We start from the raw sequence: 20,194 nt of genomic DNA, 5'->3' as shown, positions 1-20,194 counted from the left end.
CACAGCTTAATAAAAGAAAGCTAGAAAGAAAAAAAATTAGAGTAAGTCGTTTCATATGCCTATTATATTTTTTTAATCCCACCATAACCACAATCCGTTCATCTCTTTAATTGCAGGTTTAAGGTTTTCTAAAGTGCCAACACCTTGGTCAACAGAATCTGGACAAAATGCATAAACTTCTTTAGCAAATGCATCTAAATCGCTTGGTAACTTATCAAATTCAATATGAACCCAATCTCTACCGCTTCCAATCACGATTAAACCGTATTTTGCTTTCCAATCGGCTATTTTTGTAACTACCTTCAAATTATCCAGATCGTAGTTGATGCCATCTGTTCTTCGATAACGAATAATGTCTAAATCATCAGTTCCTTTAATTACTGCAACACTGTTTTTATTGTCATTATCTTCAAAAACAAAAATTAAATAACCTTTTTCTCTGAATTTGCTTTTTAGTTTTTTGACAAAGTTTACGGCTTGATCTTCTGTAGTTTCAGAATAAATTCCGTCGTAAAGTTTATCACTAATTTCTCCTGTTTCTTGATCAATTGCAGGTAATTGCTTTAAGTTGCTTTTAGTCAGATCTTTTAATTCTGAAAGCAAATCGGCATCAAAATTTGTTTTTTTTGCCAAATCATTTTCAGCTTGTGTTAGATTGTTTTTTTGGCCACAGCCAAATAGTAAAAAGAGCCCTAATGTCGCAATTAATAATTTTTGTTTCATTTAAAAGGTTTTAAGTCGTTATCAGTTTTTGATTGGTTAACTTTTCAAATATATTTAAATATTCTTACAAATTAGTCATTACCATTAAGAATAAATTTGGAATAAAAAAGCCTTTAAAACATATATTTCAAAGGCTTTAACGAATAAAAGAAAAATATTATTTCAGAATAACCACTTCTTCAGGAACGATAAACAAAAGCGTACATCCATTTTTAGAAAAAACAGAATGCGTACTTTCAGGTGGCATATACAAATAATCACCAGCTTTTAGTTCATCTTTTGCGGAACGCACTTCGCCTTCAAGGACAAAGATTTCTTCTCCTCCTGGATGAAGATGATTTGGGTATGAAGCTCCGGCTTCAAATTTTAATAAAAAAGTTTTTGGTCGGTTAGCGGTTTCGTCAAAACATAACACTTTATAGAAAATTCCGTCTGTATTTACGCCTTCTTCAATAAGAGGTTTCCAGTTTAATTCGCTTGTTTTTGCAATTTGTTTTTCCATTGTAATTGATTTTTAATTGTTTAATTTTTTGAAAGAAATTCATCTAAACTCCATTTGTAATTTTCGAATGTTGCCAAAAGAAAAGCACTCATCGAAAACACAAACACAGAATAATCCAGCAGCTCTTTTACGCCAAAAGAATACGTCATGGTGAGCGCAAACAAAAGGGTTAAAATAGATGCACTAATAGATGCAAATTTGGTTTTGTAGCCAAAGAATAGGAGCAGGGCCAAAAATGATTCTGCAATTGTAGCAGAAATTGCAATTGCCGGAATACAACTTTTTGGAGCAAAAGAATTCACTTTTTCAGCGTAAGCCAGAAAATTTTCCCAGCCAGAAGATTGACTTCCCCAAAATCCCAATCGGCTAGAAACGGCTGATGCAAATCCTGTTGCTAAGGCAATGCGCAAAAGAAAAACCGCATAATCTTGATATCTTTTCATATACTAATTTGTTAGTAATTAATCTGATACAAAGATGTTGCAATAAGGCTTTTCAAAGAATAGACAATTCTGGAAAAAGCATGTAATTATGTAGTGGCTTTTTAAATTAGCCACAGATTATACAGATTGAACGGATTTACACAGATGAAGTTTTACATTAGTGTGAAATAAAAAATCAGTGATTATCCACTTAATCAGCGTCATCAGCGTTCCATCTTTTTTTTTGTAAGCACGGTTTTAATTGGCCACAGATTGTACGGATTGTACGGATTGTACGGATTTACACGGATGAATTTTTACTATAACGTATAAAAAAAACCTGCGGCAATCCGTTTAATCCGCATCATCTGTGGGCCATTTTTAAATCAAAGGCTAACCAATTTTTCTTTAAAAGATTTTGGAGAAACCTTAGCGTGTTTTTTGAAGAAGTTTGAAAAGTAAAACGGATCATTAAATCCCAAAGCGTACGCTACTTCTTTCACAGACAATTTTTCGTAAGTCAGCAGACGCTTTGCTTCCGAAACAATCAGTCCGAAAATAATGTTTTGAGCGGTTTTATTGCAGTGCAATTTTGAAAGTTCGTTGAGTTTGGATTCGGTTGTGCCAATTAGATTCGCGATTTCGGTTACCGAAAGATTTTTGTCGAAGTTTTTTATGACGGTTTCCAAGAATTGCAGAAACAACGCATCGGGTTTGTAGATTTCGTCACCGCGACTGATTTTGGTTCGGTTGATTTCGATTAAGATTAATTCAATTCGACTGTGGATTGAAATCAGATATTGATACGGTTTTTCGATTAATTCGTTTGTGATTTCCTGTAATTGATGCACAATGATTTCAGGATGATTGACCAAGATCATTTCGTTCATTGCAAAATGGCAAAACAAACTATTATGAAAAATGAATTCCATATCGTTGTCGTCTTTGCAAAAGAAGTCATAAGTAAATTCCAGAATAAAGCCGTTTGCATTTTCAATGTTTTTGAAATAATGAATCTGTCCAGAAGTAATGGTGATGACACAATTTGCAGTTAATTGAAATTCATTTTCATCTACAGAAATTGTGGTTTCGCCTGAGGTACAAAACACCAAAACATATTTTAAAACGCGTCTCGGAGTTTTTAATTCTGTTGCCTGATCAAATGTTTTGATATCAATCATTTGGGAATTTGTTTTCTCAAAAATACGGAAAATTTTGGTTTCAGGTTGCTATGCTTTGTGTGTAGAATTTTACCGCAAAGGGCGCTAAGTTTTTTTTATTATGTGAGTTTTGTATTGAAAAAGTTCGCAAAGCTTTATGAATTAAAACTTTGCGAAACATGAGCGTGACGCTCGCGCTAGCGGGGACTTAGTTTGTCATTTCGACCGAAGGGAGAAATCGCACTAGCGGATCGACAAAGATTGGCGATATATTTTACGGAATTTCTAGTGCGATTTCTCCCTTCGGTCGAAATGACAAAAATGAGACTAAATCTATTTTGCGATTAATTTAACTATGAAAACTTTTTTAAGAACGAGACAATCGCATGATCACTAGATTTTTAACCAAAGTTTTTCTCAATATATTCATCAAGTTTATTTTCATCCAGCAATTTGATTGCTTTTTCCATTTCTTTGCTTTTTTTAATTGAAATGCCTTTTTTATAAACATTCATCATAGAAACTATTCCAGCTTTAACGGCAGCAGTTTTATTTGCATTTTTATTTTCAAGAGAATACGCTGAATAACTTGCCATATATAAAACCAACAATTCGTGATTGTCGCCATATAATTTCATTAGAGACTGGTTCACATCGACAGTAACATTTGGAGTTCCGGATACCCATTTGATTATAAAAGCATCAATTTGTTTTCTTTTATCTGTTTCTTGATTTAAATCGGTTTCCTCCAGCCATTTTGCCGCACTACTAATATCATTTTCATATTTAGCATAATCAGAATCTTTCTTTAGTTCTATATTTTGTGGCAAATCAAATTTTGTTTGCGAAGTCGCACTGATTGCAGCAAATACGGTAATGATTAATGTGATGATTGTTTTTTTCATGGTTTTGGTTGTTGGTTATGGTTAGTGTTAGTAAAATGGTTTTTAAATCTTTATTCTATATTAATTGCGAACACGGATTACAAATCTGCGCTATTTCGTTTATATCTTGAAATCCAGATATGCTAATATAGATTTAATTCTCGATGAAGTATTACGGTTTCCCGTAAGTGTCTATTCGCTACCGCACGAATCCTTTCGTGTGAGTAGTTTTTTTATATTTTGAAAATGTTATAACAATAACTTTCTTGTATTGAATAATCTGCTATGCTTTGTGGCCACACGAAAGGATTCGTGCGGTAGTGGGGGGAGCACGGATTGTAAATTCGCGCTATTGCGTTTATATCTTGAAATCCAGATATGCTAATATAGATTTAATTTTCGAGGAAATATTATGGTTTTCTGTAAAGGGAATCTTACACCCAAACGCTGGTGCGAGCGTCTCGCTTGTGCCTTTTAGGTTATGTAGAATGCGTGCACGAGCGAGGCGCTCGCGCCAGCGAGGGCTAGATTATATTAGCATTAGTTCTTCTTCCCATATTCTCATTTTCTTCAATCTAGATATAGATGTTTTGTTTTTTAATTCAACAGAATTATATAGTAATATTGTTTTTGATAATTCTTCTTTCAGATTCTTCAGTAACCAGTGGTATTTAAAATAATTATTGTCTGAGTAGTAATTGCTTTTTAATAGACTAGTTATGGTTTCGGTTCTTCCGTGTAGATATGTTTTGGAAAGCCTTGTAGTATAACGCAGATAATTAATGTAAAGATACTGATTCGAGTCTTCCGAATCAGACTTAATAAATTCTTCATTATCAGTATTTCCAAACTCATTAGAATTAATATAAGAGGTAAAATCAATGGTATTCTTAAAAAATCTGGTAATTAGTCTTCTGTCTATTATTACGCGAGGAGTAGATGCTTTGCTTTCTAAATTATAGGCATTAATTAAACCAGGTCCGACTATTATATTTTTATCTTTATCTAAATATAAATTACCATAAGATATTGCACCTCTAATTAGGATGCCTTTTAGCAAAAGGAAGTATTGTACTTTTGCTATAAATCTAATCATTTTTTTCAATTCAACTTCGCTTGCATCAGTTGAAATTACAATAGAATCACTAATGAATAGGACAGAGAATATGCCATCCTTGTTTAAATTATGAAGTTCCTCTAATAAATAACTAAAATAACTTTCAATTAAATCGTTAGTTTTATTGTATACTAGATTTGAGAATCCAAGTACATCAAGAAAAGCAACAATATTTTCCTTATAATTTATTTTCATTTAGAATAGTTAAGTTTCGTTGAATTGCATCTAATGTTCGTCGCTATCGCACGAATCCTTTCATGTGAGTAGTCTTTTTATATATTGAAAATGTTATAACATTGACTTTTTTGTATTAAATCTATTTCGCTTTGTAACCACACTAAAGGATTCGTGCGGTAGCGGGGTATTTTTTATTTATTAAAGTTAAATACTTTTGGTATTTTATACACGAATTTTTCTAAGACAAAATCAATTGGACGTGTTATAAAAAAGATTGGTAATAAAATTATAAATCCTATCGGTATCCCTACAAACCAACCAATAAAATGATAAAATTTATTTTGATGGTTTATTAAAAAGTTTATGGGCTTAGACAAAAAATCAAACTTATCAGTGAGATAATCTTTTGTAATCGCCTTCGATATTTTTTCAGATCCAATCAATGTTCCTTTTATTTCTATGCTATCATTACTTTTACCACTATGAAAAACATTTAAAACGATACCGTCATGGAAATCTAAAAACTCAAATGAAATGCTTATTGAATTTTCACTTTTTTTTTCAGCTACAATATTATTTACTGGTTTTGCATGGACAATTTCAAAGTCGTAAAGAATAATATTATCTTTAGTACAAACTAAAATTGGATCTGAACTAGCAATGTCATTTCTTCGGATCGATTCTTTTCCAGAATTCCATAGAGCAATTTTTGTTACTGATAAATTAGAAATTATTGTATTGTTATATTTAATCTCAATCTTTTTTAAGCCTGATAAATCATTATTAACTAATCTATTTGTTTCAAAATCATAGATAGGTTTTTTTGATTTTATGGCTTTATAATAAAATATTATGGCCAAAATTATACTTATCATGGCTAAAGTGAAAAAAATGATATTTAGCCATGGATTTCCATCAAAAAAATTGTAAATATTTTCCATATATGTTCTGAAATTATCACTAACGTCACTGCTACAGCGGTTTTTGGACTAAATTAAGCCCATTCTTCAGATTTATCAAATCATTCCAGATACAAAACCATCATTCTATTAAGCCAATTTTCTAAATCCGTTGTCGTAGAAGTTAGTCGTTGTTTTTATATGTCGTTTTGTATTTGTTCGATTGTTAAAATCCTACTTGACAACCTTCTTCTCGTTTGAATATCAAATCTTCCTTTTACAGATTCTAAGTGATTGATTAATTCGATAATTTCTTCTTCCTTTTCAACGATTAAGTATTTAATATCTTCAGGTTGGAAATTTAAACCTAAATGGTTCATAGTAGCGTTTAATTGTTGTTTTTGTTCAGATGTTCTTATTCTGGATATCGGTATAAAGGGATTTATATTAATAGTGTTAATGTTTGGAACATATCGCCATTCTCTATCATCTGCAAATCTATAATTAGGTTCTAATGGCTTGTTTTTTCTTTTAAGTTCACCATCATAATTTTTTATATATCTGTAAATATCAATTATATTTTTATAATCTTCACCTAGTCTAGTTATTTCTTCCATACTATTTAGACTATTTAGATGTCTATAAATTCCTTCTATCCCATTTATTAAATTGTCAGTTACATTACAATGCCTACTGATATACATTACTGGATTTAAATTATTTCTATTTGCCCATTCTTTTGTTAAACCAATTCCATACTTCCCATAATCATCATCAATGAATTTTTTAAGTTCTGAAAGTTTTAAATCGCAGAATGAAACCATTGGAACAGCAAATTCTTTCCTGTTTTTAGGACCGATAATTTGTTCTCTTGCGTATGAAATTTTAAATGTATCTCGTAAAATTCCAAATAAGGCTACTTTGTTTGTAAAGTGGAAAAGGATATTTGGATGTAAACTATTATTTGGCATATTTTTTTGTGTTTATTTTAGGTAAAATGACGGCTAACTTATGTATAGTCTCTACAAAGTGACTATAAATTATGCAAATTCGTTTGTGTCAACGAATATTTATTTCATATTATTTTTTTTCAAAAATATCGATTTACCAATCTAAATAACCACGTACTTTTACCTGATTTATTTCTTATGAAAACAATTGCCCTAGCCCCGATGGGAGGGAAAATCCTTTTGTGCCGGTGTTCGGCACAAAAGATTGGAAGGAACAGCGGGAATAGCTCCTAAAAATTCTAAAAGTATATTCCAATCTTTGTCGAGCTACTTGTGGAGATTTCTCCTTCGTCGAAATGACAAAAAAGGAGAATAAAACTTTGCGGCTTAGCGTCTTTGCGAGATTAATTTTGCCACAAAAAAAAAGGACAGCTCCCCACAAATCAAAGGGAACTGTCCTAAAGCAAATTTCTAATTTGCATTCAAAAGAATGCGTACAGTAATTGGTAATCTACTAAAAAGAAGACGTAAACGCAGGTTATTCGTTTATGACATCGCCTTCCTTAGTTTCTTCGCTGGCAATTTTCACCAATTTGTCGTTCGGGCTCAAATCACCAAATATTTCGATTTTATCCTCGATTTCTCTTCCTTTTTTAATGTCAACTCTTGTTGCTTTGTGGTTTACTACTTTTACCACATAAATTCCTTCTGCAGAACTTACCACCGCTGATTTCGGAACTACAAATGTGCTGTCTTTCGCGTTAAGCGGCAATAAAACTTCGGCAACCATTCCAGGCAATAAATTTCCTTTGGTGTTGTGAACGTCCATTTCAACTCTTTCAGAACGCAATTTTAAATCTAATGCTCCAGACATTCTCTGAATTGTTGCTGTAAAAGTATCTGGCAATGATTTTACATTGAAACTCATATTGTCGCCTTGGTGCAAATAGCCTGTGTACAATTCTGGTACAGAAACCGCCAAACGCAATTTAGACTGCTCTTGAATCGTCAATAAAGGCAAATCTGAACCTTTTCCTGCTGGACCAACAAATGTTCCTAAATTCACATTTCTAGCGGCTACAACACCGTCAAAAGGCGCGCGGATTTCTAGATAACCTCTCATAATCGAGATTTCTTTGTGTGCTGCAATTGCTGCTTGATATTGTGCGTAATCAGAATTTTTCTTTCCGTTTGCCATTTCCAAATCGTTTTTAGAAATCGTTCCTTCAACCTTGCTTGTTTCGTACAAACGGTTGTAAGTGCTTTTGCTAGTAGCGTAGATCGCTTCCATCGATTTTAATCTTGATTCGGCAGCTGCCAATTGTGAACTGATTTCAGGTGCTTCTAAAACAATCAAAAGTTGTCCTTCTTTTACTTTAGAACCAATATCAACTTTTAATGTTTTTACGAAACTGCTCACTTTTGCATACAAATCAACTTGTTGGAAACCGGTTAATTCGGCTGGCAAACGTAATTCAGTTGTTAGTTTTTCTTTCGATAAAAGGAAAGTTTCCACTTTAGGTTCGATTTCTACTTTTGCAGTTTCTTCTTTTTTCTTTTCGCAACCGCTTAATACAACTAATGCTGTAAATAATAATGCAGATGATTTTATAATGTTACTTTTCATTTTTTGGTTTTATATAATGAATATATGTTTTAAGCTTTTGTGTGAATGCAAATAAAATTTAATTTAACACATAGAATCATAGCTCTTCTTTGCGGGTAAAGGCGTTTTACTTATTTCAATGCACATAGCTATGTGTAAAAACTAGTTTTTTCTTTTACTTTTTTATTTAAAACTAAAATCTATTGTTTCTATGTGTTAAAAATTAATTACACCCAAACGTGTTATGATTTTCCAAATTTCGACTTACCTATTGATGAGATATAATGGATACTTTCTTCGTCCTCAGGATCTAAAGAAACAGATTGTGTCGTTGTTTTTTCTTGTGCCCACGCAAATATCTGTGGCAAGATCAATAATACGGCAAAAGTAGAAAATAATAATCCACCGATAACCGCTCTTCCTAACGGAGAAACTTGATCGCCTCCTTCGCCATGTCCGATCGCCATTGGCAACATACCCATAATCATCGCAACTGAAGTCATGATAATTGGACGAAGACGCAACGCAGCTGCTTCACGAGCCGATTCTAAGGCGTTTCCGTTTATTTTACGCAATTGCTCGGCATTGGTCACCAAAAGAACCGCGTTGGCAATAGAAACCCCAACCGACATGATGATTCCCATATACGATTGTAAGTTCAACGTTGAACCTGTAAGCGTCAGCATTAACAATGATCCTAAAACTACCGCAGGAACCGTTGTCAAGATTACCAATGAAACTTTGAACGATTGGAAATTAGCGGCCAACATTAAGAAGATTACGAATACGGCAACCAATAATCCTGTTTGTAAACTACTTAATGTTTCGGTCAATACAGTACTTAGTCCAATTGGCGTTATAAACAAACCACGTGGCAATTCGCCAAGAGAACTAATTGTTTTGCTTACATCTTTAGACGCGGTCCCCAAATCGGTCTTATAGATGTTTGCTGTAACGGTAATGTATGGCATGGCCCCCAAGTTATCATTTTCACCACTCACAAAGCCTGGTGTAATTTTAGCAACGTCACTTAAAACGGGACGAAGCGAGTTTTTTAATACTGGAATTTCTCCAATATCTGTTTTGCTTTTCATTTTGTTCAACGGAACTTGAACTTGAACAGAATACGATAATCCTGCTTTTTCATCAACCCAGTTGTTCTTTTCGGTATAACGAGAAGATGAGGTCGAAGCTACAAGCGAACGAGAAATGTCATTCATGTCAACCCCTAATTCGGCAGCACGCGTTCTGTCAATATCAATATTCATCGCTGGATAATGAATTGGCTGCCCAATCTGTACGTCTCTGAAATACGAAATCGTTTTTAGTTTCTCTACAATTTGAGTCGCATATAATTCGTTTTTCTTTTTGTCCTTTCCGGCAACTCTTATCTCGATTGGAGTAGGAGAACCTTGGCTTAAAACTTTATCGGTCAATTCGATTGGCTCAAAAGAAAGTTTGGTATTTGGAAGCAGTTTTTTAAGTCTTCCTCTCAACTCATCTTTAAAATCATCCATATCTTCCTCATAGTCTTTCAAACTCACTTGGAAAACCGCTTCGTGAGAACCCGCCATGAACAAATAAATCGGGTTGATCGAGAATAGAGAAGGGTGTTGTCCCACATAAACAGATGAAATTCCGATATGTTCTTTTCCAACCATTTTTTCCAATTCTTTCAAGACAATTCTCGCTTGTTCTTCTGTTCTTTCCAAACGCGTTCCGTCAACCGCACGCATTCTCAATTGGAACTGACTTGAATTCGTTCTTGGGAAAACGTCTTTTCCGATGAAACTAATAAACAAAACAGCCAGCGCTATCGAACTAGTCAGATAAATAATAGTCGTTGCTTTTTTATGAACAAACAAACGATCTAAAGTTCGCATGAAACGATTTCTGAATCTTTCGAAACCACTTATTTTTCCGTCATCATTGAAATCTTCTCTTTCAACCATATCCTTTTTCTGACCAATTAAATTTTGCTCAGATTCAGGCGTTAAACCGCAGGCGTTAAACTCTGCTTCGTCATCTGTAATTTCTGGAGTGTGTTCATGTTTGTCGTGTCCTTTCATCATCCAGTTGGCCATTACCGGCACAAAAGTCTGAGATAATAAGAACGAAATAACCATTGAAAAACCAATTGCTAAAGCCAAAGGCAAGAACAACGCTCCTGGAATACCAACCATGGTAAATGCTGGTGCAAATACGGCTAGAATACAAAGCAAGATCAATAATTTAGGCAATGCAATTTCCTGACAGGCATCCCAAATCGCGAGTGCTTTTGGTTTTCCCATGTCGAGATGCTGGTGAATGTTTTCGATGGTTACGGTACTTTCGTCAACCAAAATACCAATTGCTAGAGCCAATCCTGATAAAGACATCAAGTTAATTGTTTGTCCGAATAATTTCAAGAATAAAACTCCAGAAATAATCGAAATCGGGATTGTCATAATTACGATCAATGCCGCACGACGGTCACCTAAGAATAACAATACCATTAATCCCGTTAAAACCGCACCAATGATTCCCTCAGTAATCAAACTTTTTACCGAATTGATTACGTAAACCGATTGGTCAAATTCATAAGATAATTTTACATCTTCAGGAAGAGTACTTTGAATTTTAGGCAATTCGGCTTTTAATTTCTGAACCACATCCCAAGTCGAAGCGTCTCCAGCTTTTGCGATACTAATATAAACCGAACGTTTTCCGTTTACTAATGCGTAACCTTGTGTGATATCGGCACCATCTTTTACGGTTGCAATATCACCTAATTTCAAGTTTTGAACGCCTCCTTTGAATAAAGGAATTTCGGCAAAATCTTTAACTTCTTTAATCGTATTATTGGTTGGCGTAATATAGTTTTTGTCGCCCATACGCACGTTTCCAGAAGGCGCAGTTTGGTTGTTCAAACGAATTGCTTCAACAACTTGGTCTGGCGTCATATTATGCGAACGCAATAAATCTGGATCGATATTTACCTCAATTGTTCTTGGGCTTCCGCCAAAGGGCGCCGGAGACAATAAACCAGGAATTGAAGTAAAGGAAGCACGAACGTAAACGTTGGCCAAATCTTGCAATTCATTGTTTGATCTGATTTTACTGCTCAAAACCAATTGTCCAATTGGAAGTGAAGAAGCATCAAAACGGATGATAAACGGAGGTTGTGTTCCCGGAGGAAAAACCGCTTGAATTCGGTTTGAAAGCGCACTCAACTCGGCGGCAGCCTGAGCCATGTTTGTGCCTTCATAATAGGTTAATTTCATAATCATTAACCCCTGAATATTTTTAGTCTCTACTGATTTGATACCGTTCGAGAAAGGCAAAACGTTTACGTAGTTTTTAGCAAAATAAGCTTCCATCTGGTCAGGCGTATAACCTCCAAAGGGATGCGCGATATAAATTACCGGCAAGTTCATTTTTGGCAGAATGTCTACCTTAACGTCCTTGATGGCACCAATTCCGAAGAAAAATAGACCCGCAACCAATACTAATATCGAAATGGGTTTACGGAGTGCAAAACGTATTAAATTCATTTGGCTTTATAATTAAAATTCATTCATAAATAGGTCAAAATCTCCTGTTGCTGCCACTTTTAGCAAAAACGACTGCCATACATTGTTGTTGACGATATCGCGGTCAATTTCGGCGCGATTTAATGTAAACATGGTCTGAGTCAAATCAGTCAAATCTGTCAAACCGTTTTTGTATAAAGTCGATTTTTGAATATAAGCGCGTTGTGCGGCATTGACTTGAATTGGTGCTTCGGCATAATTTTCTAAAGTGATCTTTATTTTATCTTCTGCAAAAGTCAGTTGCGATTGCAGTTCTCTGCTTGCCTGATTGTATTCTTCTTGCAAAGCCTGCGAAACAAATTTTTGCGACGTCACTTGTTTGTTTGCTCTAAATGGTGTGGTCAAATTCCAAGTGATTCCAACTCCAACCAAATAATTCGAACGATCTGGATTTACACCATCCCAATAATTTCTGCTGAAATTGGATTGATCTACCGCATAACCCGTTTCAAAACCCGAAGCTCTCGTTTGCAAAACACCAAAAGCACTCATGGTTGGGTAATAAAAACGTTTGTACAATTTAACCTGTTGATTGCTGTAATCAATTTTGGTTTTGTAGTACTGCAATAAAGGATGCAGACTATCTGTTGAAACGGTTGATTTTAAAACTTCTTTCGGAATTTGATTTACAAACAAAGTGTCTGCAATAAAATCTTGAGGCGCAACGCCCATTAAATCAACCAATTTGTTGTTTTGTTCTTTGACAAAATTTCGAGCAAGATTCAAAGCGATTTTTGCTTTTGAAACTTCGGCAGTTGCCAAGGTCGAATCTACACCAGCCAATAATCCGTTTTTAACTCGGGCAACAGCTGTCTTCTTGAAAACTTCTGCACGGGTTAAATTCTTTTGCTGTGAAATCAGTAACCTTTGGCTTGCTAATAAATTCAAATAAGCCGCTGAAATTTTAATTTCTTGCTGAAACATTTCTTGTTTCAAATCGTTTTCTTTGGTTTGAACATCAATTTTAGCCAAATTGATTTTTTCCTGAGTTTTTCCGAAAGTGAAAAAATCCCAGTTCATATTCACCAAATACAAAGCTCCAAAAGCAGAGTTCCAGTTTTGTTCTGGCAATGCTGGTCCAGAAGAAGCAGTTCCTAAACCATTGAATCCGTAAAGAGCACCGTTTTGTCCGTTGATTGTTCCATAATCTTGTTGTGCTGATAAATTAAGATTAGGAAGATAATCACGTCGAGATTGTTTTAAAGTCTCTTTTGAGGCACTAGCATAATTGTTTTTTGCTTTGATTGAACCATAGTTTTCAAGACCTGTTTTTATCGCTTCTTTTAAAGACAAGGTTTGTGAGTAACCAATTGAGGTAATAATCAAGAAAAATAATAAGGTAATTTTTTTGAAATACATAAAACTCAAAATGTGAAATTATGCTGCAAATTTATTTCTCTTATACTGATAAAAGTCAGGTTAAGTGATGTACTGCACTGATAAATGACCAATTGAATTTGTCATTTTTTGGAAAAAAGAATTAAATATTTGTGCGAACTTTGTACACTATTTAAGTTTAAAAAATGAATAAAAAGTTTGATAATATATTGGATAACAAATGGTGGCAGGAAATTGCTGTTGTCCTTTTTTCATTTACAATCTATACTTTAAAAAATGACTGGATGCTGTTTAGTTCAGTAACGTCCATTTTTATGGGGATTTTTTTCTATTTCATTTTGTACATGCATGCCCAGTTTAATCGTTTTTTTCTGCTTCCAATTTTATTTAAAACTCAACGCCCGTTAACGTATATTTTCTTGACTCTTTTTGGAGTATTTGTATTCTCAGTCATTTTGTATGAAATCACAATGCTGGATATGTTCAGTAATTGCCGATTGTACCAAAACTCGCATCAACGAAGTTATGTGTACCAATTGGCCAGCGTTTTGGGAACATTGGTTTGTATTTTAAGCCCGATTATTGTTTTTAAATTCTACAGAATCCACAGAAAACAAACCGATGAGGCGCTTTTGTTCAATCAAATGCAATTGAATTCTTTGAAAGGACAACTGAATCCGCATTTTTTATTTAATACCTTTAATACGCTTTACGGAATCAGTTTGGAATTTCCAGAAAGAACGCCAGATTTGATTATGAAAGTGTCGCAATTAATGCGTTATCAGCTGGAAAGCAATAACAAGCAATGTGTATCTTTAGAAGACGAATTGGAGTTCATTAACAGTTATGTGCAGCTTGAAAAAGAAAGAGTTGGCTATCGTTGCGATATTACTTTTGATTCTAAAATTGACAACGAGAATGCGTATAAAATTTCGCCAATGCTTTTAATTGCTTTTATTGAAAATGCCTTTAAACATGGAACTTGCGCAATCGAAAAATGTTTTGTCCGAATTTTTATTACGGTTGAAGATGGAGATCTTCATTTACATGTGATTAATTCAATTCCGACGAAGAAAACAGATGTTGTTTCCACTAAAATTGGTTTGAAAAACACTATAGAAAGACTGAATTTAATTTATGGAAAAAACTATAAATTAGACATTCAGGATGAAAAAAACACCTATATAGTTGATTTGAAATTGCAACTGAAAAAGTTTGTATAATGAAAGAGCCCAAAAAATGTATAATTGTTGATGATGAGCCGGCGGCTCATTATGTTTTGGCGAATTATATCAAACAGAATCCGCAATTAGAACTTGTTTTTCAAGGCTATAACGGAATCGAGGCAATGGATTATCTTCGTGAAAATCATGTTGACTTGATGTTTTTAGATATCAATATGCCTGAAATTTCAGGAATGGAATTGTTGAAGATTATCCCGAATCATCCCAAGACTATTTTAACGACAGCTTATTCTGAATTTGCATTAGAAAGTTATGATTACGGCGTAATTGATTATTTGCTGAAACCCATTTATTTTCCAAGATTTTTAAAAGCAGTTGACCGCTTTTTTTCAACAGAATCAGTTAAAGTTAAAGAAGAAGAAACAATTGTAAATTCAATAAGCGTAAAAGTTGACGGTTATTTTATTGACATCGAGTTAGACCAGCTTTTGTATGCACAGAGTTTTGGAAATTATGTAAAACTTCATACCACAAAGCGAACGTATTTAGCTTCAATAACCACAACTGAATTAGAAAAGTGTCTTCCGGAGAAAAATTTTATGCGAATTCATAAGTCATATATTGTTGCCTTAGACAAAATTGAAGAAACTGAAAAAGATTTTGTGATTATCAAACATGAAAAATTGCCAATAGGAATCACATATAAAAGAGAATTGTCAGACCGATTAAAAAAATAAGAAATTGTTGATAATATTTTAAAGACACTTCATTTAATCTTCATTTAAAAGTAGTAATTTTAATACGATTATTAATTTGAAAATGAGCGGTTATGAAAAATCTTTTACTCATTATTCTTTTTTCGTGCAACGGTTTTTTGATTGCGCAGGAAGGAACAAATATGAAAAAAGTAATAACGCCACCTGAAAAGGTAAAATTTACTTTTGAAAAAGAATATCCAGGAAAAACTGCTGTTTGGTCTGAAGAATATGTGGGAGATGATGATGACGAAGTTCGTTATGAAGCGAAATTCAATAAAGATAAAAACACAAAAGCAGTTGCGATATATGACAATTCTGGTGTTTTGAAAGCTTTTGAGCAGCAAATTCCACTAAGCAAATTGCCTGCAAGTGCACAAGCTTATTTGAAAAAGAATTATTCGCCAAAAGAAATTAAAGAAATCGCAGTCGTGATGGATGATAAAAAGAAGACGACTTATGAAGTTGGGGTTAAAAAAGGCTCCAAATTTTATGATGTTGTTTTCGATAAAGATGGAGATTTTGATGTCTCTATCGAGAAAAATTGAAATATACTTGCTTACTAATTCAATATATTTAAAAGGCAAACCCGATAGTTTTAGGACTATCGGGTTTTGTTTTGTGTTTTTTAGTTTCAAGTTTCGTATTACACGTTCAGACATGAAACCTGAAACCTGAAACCTGAAACCTGAAACCTGAAACTTGGAATTTGGAATTTGGAATTTCAGTTTTGGAATTTGAACTATAAATTCATTCCCCCAGAAACTTCAATACGTTGTGCATTTACCCAACGGGCATCTTCTGTACATAAAAAGGCAACAACACCTCCAATATCGTCCGGAAGTCCAACTCGGCCTAAAGCCGTAATCGATGAAAGCATTTTATTTAATTGCTCATTATCGCGAACCACACCGCCTCCAAAATCAGTTTCAATGGCACCTGGAGCAACAACATTAGCTTTAATGTTTCTTGCGCCTAATTCTTTTGCTTGGTATTTTGTCAAAGTTTCAATTGCGCCTTTCATGGAAGCATACGCAACATAACCTGGTGTAGAAAATCTTGCTAGTCCAGTTGAGATGTTGATGATTCCGCCGCCATTATTCATTACGTTTAATGCTTTTTGTGTCAAGAAAAATGGGCCTTTGAATTGGATATTTGTTAATAAATCAAATTCTTCTTCCGTTGTCCCTTCAAAAGAATTGTGAATTCCGATTCCGGCATTGTTTACGATAAAATCGAATTTATCTGTTTTAAATGTATTCTTTAAAACTGTTTTCACTTCTGAAAAGAAAGCGTCAAAAGTGCTCGAATCTCCAACATTCAATTGAAGCGCTACGGCATTTTGTCCTAAATTTTCAATTTCTTTTACCACTACATCCGCTTCTTCTTTTTTGCTGTTGTAGGTAATGATTACGTCAAGTCCTTTTTTGGCAATTGCAATCGCCATGTTTTTCCCTAAACCTCTGCTTCCGCCTGTAACGAGCGCTATTTTTGTATTTACTGCCATCTTTTTTTAATTGATAATTGATAATTGATAATGTATAATTATCAATTGTCCATTGTTAATTGTTTAATTGTTTCCATGCATTGCATCAAAATGATTTCTCAAATCTTCTGCGCTTGCGTTTAGTCTCGTTTCGCTGGTTCCAAAAGTAAGTTCTTGTTTTCCTTCTTTTAACTGCTCAAAAATAGCTTCGATAAAACTGCTTACGCTTGGATGCGCGTCATGCAGTCCAATTCCACCTAAATCGGTATTTAATGCGGGCGGAATAATTTCGATTACTTCGATGTTTTTTGCTTTTAGCAAATGGCGAAGTGAAAGCGTAAACGAACGGAAAAACGCTTTTGTAGCCGAGTAAACTGGAACTTTTGCAAAAGGTGAAAATGCTAATCCAGAAGTTACATTCATCACCGTTTTAAGTGAGGGTAACTGAATAAATAATGAAGTTAAATGCAATGGAGCTTCTATATTGGTGCTAAGCTCGTTTTTCATGTTTTCATAAAAAGCTGCATCTGTGATATTCATCCAGTTTTGAATTCCTGCATTATTGATCAAAACGTTTAAATCTGGATGGTTTGCAGTGATCCATTCATATAGTGCGATGCGTTCTTTTTCGATTGACAAGTCACATACTTTTGTAATGACAGTAGGGAATTTTGCTTTTACTTCATTTAAAACAGATTCTCTTCTGCCACAAATAATAACAGTATTGTTTTCTTGAATAAATCTTTCGGCAAGCCCAAGTCCGATACCGCTTGCACCGCCTGTTATTAAAATTTTGTTGTTTGATAAATTCATCTTTTCGATCTTTTAAATTGATAAGACAAAGGTAGGAGCGAAGTAGTTCTGGGGAATTGTAAATATCAAACCGATGTTTGCGAAATTCAAATCACTTGTAAAATTCCTCAACTTTGTCAAAGTTTTGAACTTTGACAAAGTTTCTTGAAACCTGAAACCTGAAACAAAATTTAACTCCTAAAAGCTAAAGGCGTATATGAAGTTTGTTTTTTAAAGAAGTTAGAAAAATGCGCCAATTCTTCAAAACCAAGTGAATAAGCGATTTCAGAAATGTTCCAATCCGTTTGTTTTAAAAGGATTTTGGCTTCGTTTGTTAGCCTTGAACTGATTAATTCGGTTGTCGTTTTCCCTGTGCTTTCTTTTAAAACCTTATTTAAATGATTGACGTGAACAGATAATCTTTCGGCAAAATCCTTCGCCGTTCTTAATTGTAATTTTTGATTTGGAGATTCGATCGGGAATTGCCTTTCTAATAATTCAGCAAATAAAGATGAAACTCTCGCAGCCGAATTATGTTTGGAATACAATGCCGTAATGGGCTGTAATTTTTGTCCAAAGTGAATTAATTCTGCAACATAATTTCGGATTAAATCATACTTATAAATATAATCAGAGTTGATTTCTTTTTGTATTTTATTGAAAATCAGTTCAACTTCAGAAACTTCTTCATCAGAAAGTTGAAAAATAGGATAGCCGTCTGAAGCAAAAATTGGAAGATCATCTAAGTCAATTCCACTTTTGTTTTTCGATAAAAACTCGCTTGTAAAAACACAAAATTGCCCCGATTGATTCGTGTCTTGCGGAATATAATTGTACGGAATTTTTGGCGTTGCAAATAACAATCCCTGTTTTTCGATTTCAATTACTTTATCGGCATATTCCGCTTTGTTATGTCCTCTGATCAAACTTATTTTGTAATAAGCCCTTCTGTCATATGGCATGACCGATTTTCCTTGCAAACGTTCCAAAAGCTCTTTGATGTTAAAAACATTAAAATGACCAATTTCTTTTTGAATGTCATTTGGCAATAATGAATTGGGTTCAATTGTTGAGCCTTCGGTAATCTCTTTGTAAAATGAATCTAGGGATTTCATATGTGAATTGTAAAATTCAAATATACGAAAAAATATATTATGAGTTTTTAACCGCAAAGACGCAAAGAACTGCGCTAAGAACGAAATGTTTTTATTCTTAGCGAACTTTGCGTAATTCTTTGCGTTTTTGCGGTTAAGGAAATTAAAACAAGCTTCCCTGTATAAACTCCGCTTCAGGATTACTGCCAAACGGAATTGTATCAATGACAAAAAACTGTTTTACTTTCGGATCAAATTCTCGTATGACAATCGAATCACATAAAAATTCCATATCTATGGTGGTGAAAAGCTGTGAAGCAATTTTAAGATTTTCTGGAGTTAATCTTCGGCCAATAGAAATGTGCGGATCATTACTTTTTTTCAGTTTTAAAGGTTTCAAAGTTTCTTGTACCCTTTTCATAGTAGGCTCTAAGTTGTTTTTAGAGCTTTCACTTGGATTTATAAAAAACGCACCATTATCATAAGCGCCAAAATCATTTATATGTACCATAAAAGGAGTGAAAGTATCACATATTTTTACAAGCTTCTTCTTGAAATTTTCAAGCTGTGATTCCTCAATTTCAAATTCACAAACCGTTATATGTGCTACAGAATTGCAACTGTTGTACCAGTTGATTTTGCTTTTTAAGAAATCCTTCATTGTTTTAATAACGGCAATAATTTCTGCCGAAGGATGAAATACAACTGAATAGGTTTTCTGCATTTTATGAGGTTTTATTGATGGTAAAATGTAAAATGTAATGTGTAAAATGTCTCTTAAGTTTTGAAAAAAGTTAGTTTAGACTTGACAGCTTTCGACTTTCGACTTTCGACTTTCGACTTATTTAAAGCTTTCCCTTCATTTAAAGCTTTCCCTTCAAATACAGTCGATGCATAATTTCTGACTTCAGTAAGCCGCTTCCACCTCCAAAATGTTCAATAACTTCAACATCTGGCTGTTGTTTCAGGCAAAAGGAAGTAAACTCTTTTTCGACGTGGTCCTCAATTGCAGAACTTAAAAGGACGATATCAATTTTATGATTTTGAAAGTATTCTTGAGCTTCTTTTTCGTTATTAAAAGCAACGGCATTCCAATTTTCATCTGCATTTACCAAGCGAAGCAAAATAGCTAAAATGGCATCATTTTTTCCGAGTAATAAGAATTCTAGAGTTTTCATAATGAGTCAATTTTCAAAGCAAATTTAGAGGTAAATATGTCTTTTGAACTTAATCTAGGACAAGAAATAATGTAAAGGGAAAGTTAATTTTTATTTTTTTTAATTTTTATATATAAAATCATAAACTTGTATTGTTTTGATAATCAATAAATTGTTTTGTTTTTGTGTTTTTTGATGAAAAAAAAGTAAAAATTTTTTTTCAGAATGAGGAAAACCGTAATGATATACTTTTTAAGCAGGGTAAATTTGTCCCGTAGAAATAGAAATTTAAGATGTTTTTGCCTTTTTAATCATCTTTAAAAGGTTTCTATGGATATACTGTTTTTGGAGAAACAAGTTTAATAGAAATTCGACA

General features: G+C 33.7%; 19 protein-coding genes. 3 read left to right on the top strand and 16 right to left on the bottom strand.

Translation table 11 applies throughout. The features are described 5' to 3' along the window. Positions 1–72: 72 nt before the first annotated feature. The 11 genes from AAYQ19_RS05545 to AAYQ19_RS05495 form a co-directional block, all read right to left on the bottom strand. Positions 73–723, bottom strand: a complete 651-nt coding sequence (locus tag AAYQ19_RS05545) for a DUF4253 domain-containing protein (protein WP_343534755.1) — start codon at positions 721–723, stop codon at positions 73–75. Between the two features lie 157 nt (positions 724–880). After that, positions 881–1,225 carry a cupin domain-containing protein gene (locus AAYQ19_RS05540; protein ID WP_343534753.1) on the bottom strand — a complete coding sequence of 115 codons (345 nt, stop codon included), beginning with the start codon at positions 1,223–1,225 and terminating at the stop codon, positions 881–883. A 20-nt stretch (positions 1,226–1,245) separates the two neighbouring features. Continuing rightward, positions 1,246–1,668, bottom strand: coding sequence for a DoxX protein (locus AAYQ19_RS05535; protein ID WP_343534751.1), 423 nt, complete (start codon positions 1,666–1,668; stop codon positions 1,246–1,248). Between the two features lie 365 nt (positions 1,669–2,033). Then, the gene (locus AAYQ19_RS05530) at positions 2,034–2,828 is read right to left on the bottom strand and encodes an AraC family transcriptional regulator (protein WP_343534748.1); all 795 of its coding nucleotides are present in this window, start codon (positions 2,826–2,828) and stop codon (positions 2,034–2,036) included. A 380-nt stretch (positions 2,829–3,208) separates the two neighbouring features. Continuing rightward, complete coding sequence (locus tag AAYQ19_RS05525; RefSeq protein WP_343534746.1) at positions 3,209–3,712, bottom strand: hypothetical protein; 504 nt, start codon at positions 3,710–3,712, stop codon at positions 3,209–3,211. Positions 3,713–4,220: 508 nt separating this feature from the next. Continuing rightward, complete coding sequence (locus AAYQ19_RS05520; protein ID WP_343534744.1) at positions 4,221–5,003, bottom strand: hypothetical protein; 783 nt, start codon at positions 5,001–5,003, stop codon at positions 4,221–4,223. A gap of 173 nt (positions 5,004–5,176) precedes the next feature. Continuing rightward, the gene (locus tag AAYQ19_RS05515) at positions 5,177–5,926 is read right to left on the bottom strand and encodes a hypothetical protein (protein ID WP_343534742.1); all 750 of its coding nucleotides are present in this window, start codon (positions 5,924–5,926) and stop codon (positions 5,177–5,179) included. A gap of 155 nt (positions 5,927–6,081) precedes the next feature. Beyond that, positions 6,082–6,855 carry an abortive infection system antitoxin AbiGi family protein gene (locus tag AAYQ19_RS05510; protein ID WP_343534740.1) on the bottom strand — a complete coding sequence of 258 codons (774 nt, stop codon included), beginning with the start codon at positions 6,853–6,855 and terminating at the stop codon, positions 6,082–6,084. A 517-nt stretch (positions 6,856–7,372) separates the two neighbouring features. Further along, complete coding sequence (locus tag AAYQ19_RS05505; RefSeq protein WP_343534738.1) at positions 7,373–8,461, bottom strand: efflux RND transporter periplasmic adaptor subunit; 1,089 nt, start codon at positions 8,459–8,461, stop codon at positions 7,373–7,375. A 221-nt stretch (positions 8,462–8,682) separates the two neighbouring features. Beyond that, positions 8,683–11,973, bottom strand: coding sequence for an efflux RND transporter permease subunit (locus tag AAYQ19_RS05500; protein WP_343534736.1), 3,291 nt, complete (start codon positions 11,971–11,973; stop codon positions 8,683–8,685). Positions 11,974–11,985: 12 nt separating this feature from the next. Then, entirely contained in the window at positions 11,986–13,371 is a 1,386-nt protein-coding gene (locus AAYQ19_RS05495; RefSeq protein ID WP_343534733.1) for a TolC family protein, read from the bottom strand. Between the two features lie 164 nt (positions 13,372–13,535). Here AAYQ19_RS05495 and AAYQ19_RS05490 point away from each other — a divergent pair, with 164 nt between their 5' ends. The 3 genes from AAYQ19_RS05490 (at position 13,536) to AAYQ19_RS05480 (ending at position 15,837) form a co-directional block, all read left to right on the top strand. Next, a complete protein-coding gene (locus AAYQ19_RS05490; RefSeq protein WP_343534731.1) occupies positions 13,536–14,573 on the top strand; it encodes a sensor histidine kinase in 1,038 nt (345 codons plus the stop codon). Then, positions 14,573–15,271: a LytR/AlgR family response regulator transcription factor gene (locus AAYQ19_RS05485; protein WP_343534729.1), complete on the top strand. Its 699-nt coding sequence runs from the start codon at positions 14,573–14,575 to the stop codon at positions 15,269–15,271. The genes AAYQ19_RS05490 and AAYQ19_RS05485 overlap by 1 nt, the downstream gene beginning before the upstream one ends. Before the next feature lie 92 nt (positions 15,272–15,363). Continuing rightward, entirely contained in the window at positions 15,364–15,837 is a 474-nt protein-coding gene (locus AAYQ19_RS05480; protein ID WP_343534725.1) for a hypothetical protein, read from the top strand. A 194-nt stretch (positions 15,838–16,031) separates the two neighbouring features. On the opposite strand, the gene AAYQ19_RS05475 is transcribed toward AAYQ19_RS05480, so the two are convergent. The 5 genes from AAYQ19_RS05475 to AAYQ19_RS05455 all read right to left on the bottom strand — a co-directional run bounded on the left by AAYQ19_RS05475 (position 16,032) and on the right by AAYQ19_RS05455 (position 19,839). Then, complete coding sequence (locus tag AAYQ19_RS05475; protein WP_343534723.1) at positions 16,032–16,796, bottom strand: SDR family NAD(P)-dependent oxidoreductase; 765 nt, start codon at positions 16,794–16,796, stop codon at positions 16,032–16,034. A gap of 63 nt (positions 16,797–16,859) precedes the next feature. Further along, positions 16,860–17,588 (bottom strand): SDR family oxidoreductase, encoded by a 729-nt coding sequence (locus tag AAYQ19_RS05470; protein WP_343534721.1) that lies wholly within the window; start codon positions 17,586–17,588, stop codon positions 16,860–16,862. A gap of 170 nt (positions 17,589–17,758) precedes the next feature. Further along, positions 17,759–18,682, bottom strand: coding sequence for a helix-turn-helix domain-containing protein (locus tag AAYQ19_RS05465; RefSeq protein WP_343534719.1), 924 nt, complete (start codon positions 18,680–18,682; stop codon positions 17,759–17,761). 142 nt (positions 18,683–18,824) lie between these two features. Then, positions 18,825–19,385, bottom strand: a complete 561-nt coding sequence (locus AAYQ19_RS05460) for a 2'-5' RNA ligase family protein (RefSeq protein ID WP_343534717.1) — start codon at positions 19,383–19,385, stop codon at positions 18,825–18,827. 139 nt (positions 19,386–19,524) lie between these two features. Continuing rightward, positions 19,525–19,839, bottom strand: a complete 315-nt coding sequence (locus AAYQ19_RS05455) for a hypothetical protein (protein ID WP_343534715.1) — start codon at positions 19,837–19,839, stop codon at positions 19,525–19,527. Positions 19,840–20,194: the final 355 nt, after the last annotated feature.

Source organism: Flavobacterium mesophilum, from assembly GCF_039581405.1.
Taxonomy (GTDB): domain Bacteria; phylum Bacteroidota; class Bacteroidia; order Flavobacteriales; family Flavobacteriaceae; genus Flavobacterium.
The sequence above is the reverse complement of the archived record's forward strand: the minus strand, read 5'-3'. Positions and strand labels throughout refer to the sequence as shown.